A 1,948-nucleotide genomic window follows, 5' to 3' on the forward strand; every position below is an offset into this window, starting at 1 on the left:
GGACCCTGCTGGTTAACTCGTCTCAGGCTGCGAGAGCGACTTCTGCCAGTTCGAGGCGGGCGAGGTGACTGGTCCGTGTCCGGTCGAGAGGGTGTCCGTTCCACCAGGCGTCCAGCCGGATGAGGTTGAGCGCGACAGCCGAGTAGATGTGTTCGAGGTGGACCTTGGGTAGTCCCCGGTAGCGGGCGCGGCGGAGTCCGGTGACCGCGATGGCCTGGCGCAGGGTGCCCTCGACTCCGGCGCGGATTTTGTACTTGTCCAGCCAGTCCCGGCTGGTCTGCTCGGCGCGGGCGGCGTCCAGGGCCTGTTGAAGGGGCTGGGGGTGCACGGTGAGCTGACGGCGTTCTCGTTTGCCGCTGGTGCAGGCCGGACGGACCGGGCACGGCTTGCAGGCGGTGGCGGGGAACATCACCACGATGGCGTCTTTGCCGCGCTGCCGGCAGGGGCTCCATGAGCTGCTGGTATGGCCTTGCGGGCAGGTGACCTGCCGTTTGTCCCAGTCGATGGTGAACGCGGTCCGGTCGTAGCCGCCGGCGGCGCGGGCCTGGGGCGAGTGATCGAGCAGGACCGGGGCGACCAGCCTGACCCCGAACTCCTCGCGCGAGGCGACCAGGACCTCGGCACAGGGGTATCCCGCATCCATGTAGTGCTCGGCCGGGAGCAGCCCGCGCCGTGCCATCGCCCGGTGGATCGCGGTGGTCATCTGATTGTCGGGGACGGTGGCGTCGGTGGTCGCCACATTCGTGATCAGATTCGGCGGCACCGGCGGCGCCTGAACCTCCCCGACCTCACCAACCTGCTGAACCTGCCGGCCGTCCTGGATGTTCTGGCCGGGCGCAGCGCCCGCACCGGCCGCGGCAGCGGTGTGGCAGGTCTCGCTGATGTGGACCTTGTACCCGTTCCAGTACAGGTCCTCGCCCTTGGCCGCCCACCGGGCGTCGATGTCGTAGGGGGAGGTCAGCCGGTGTCTGGCGGGCGGCAGTCCCTCTCCGCCGTCTTCGAGGGGCCGCCGCCGCCTGACCACCTCCCGCCCGCCCTTGCCCGGGACACGGATGTAGTTCTGCACCAGCATGACCCGCAACGCCTGCACCGCGGGCAGGTTCCGCAGCCAGGCCGGGGAGAACGGCGCGTACACCGCCTCCACCAGCGCGTAGGCGTCGGTGCCGTAGGCGATCGCCAGCTGTTCGCGTTTGGCCTGCGAGGCGGGCAGCCGCCAGGAATCGGCCCGGGCCCGGTACCGGCCGGCCCACCCGGGCACCTCCAGCACCCGCGCCACCCAGTCCGGCGCGGCGGCCGAGATCGCCTCCAGCGCGGCCCGCACGCACTCCCCGGCCAGCTCCAGATGGTTCAGATCCCGGATCGCGGCGATCACATGCGTGGAATCGGTGCGCTGCTTGCCGCCCGCCCCGATCAGGCCCTTGCCGGACAGCCGGACCAGCAGCAGATCCAGCGCCTTCTCCTCCAGCCCGTGCGCGACCACCCGGGAGCGGAACTCGCTCAGCACCGAGGAGTCGAACCCCGGATCCTCCAAGCTCAACCCCAGGGCGTACTTCCAGCCCAGATCCGTGCGGACCGTCTCGGCCGCCTGCCGGTCGGTCAGGTTCTCCACCCGCTGCAACACCGTGATCAACGCCAGCCTGCCCGGTGACCAGCCCGGTTTACCCTGGGCCCCGAACGCCGCCGCGAACTCCGCATCGGCGAACAACTCGCCCAGCTCATCCCGGACCCGCACCGCAAGCGGCGGCTGCCGCTTGCCGCGATACATCGACCGAATCGCCGCCGCGATCACCGGATCCGGCTCCGGCCACGGCCTGGGCCGCATCGACACAGACCACTCCATCCACGACCGGGACGAGGGGAAAACACCGGCCGCGACCGCATGATCCCGAACATCAAGGGCTCAGGTCACGAACCTACCGCCGCATGTCGCGAGTTAACCAGCAGGGTC

General features: G+C 70.2%; 1 protein-coding gene. It reads right to left on the reverse strand.

What is annotated here, in order from left to right:
* Positions 1 to 22: 22 nt before the first annotated feature.
* The gene (locus AB0K60_RS37630; protein ID WP_364066614.1) at positions 23 to 1,822 is read right to left on the reverse strand and encodes a transposase; all 1,800 of its coding nucleotides are present in this window, start codon (positions 1,820 to 1,822) and stop codon (positions 23 to 25) included.
* Positions 1,823 to 1,948 lie beyond the last annotated feature (126 nt).

This window comes from Thermopolyspora sp. NPDC052614, assembly GCF_040678635.1.
Classification (GTDB): domain Bacteria; phylum Actinomycetota; class Actinomycetes; order Streptosporangiales; family Streptosporangiaceae; genus Thermopolyspora.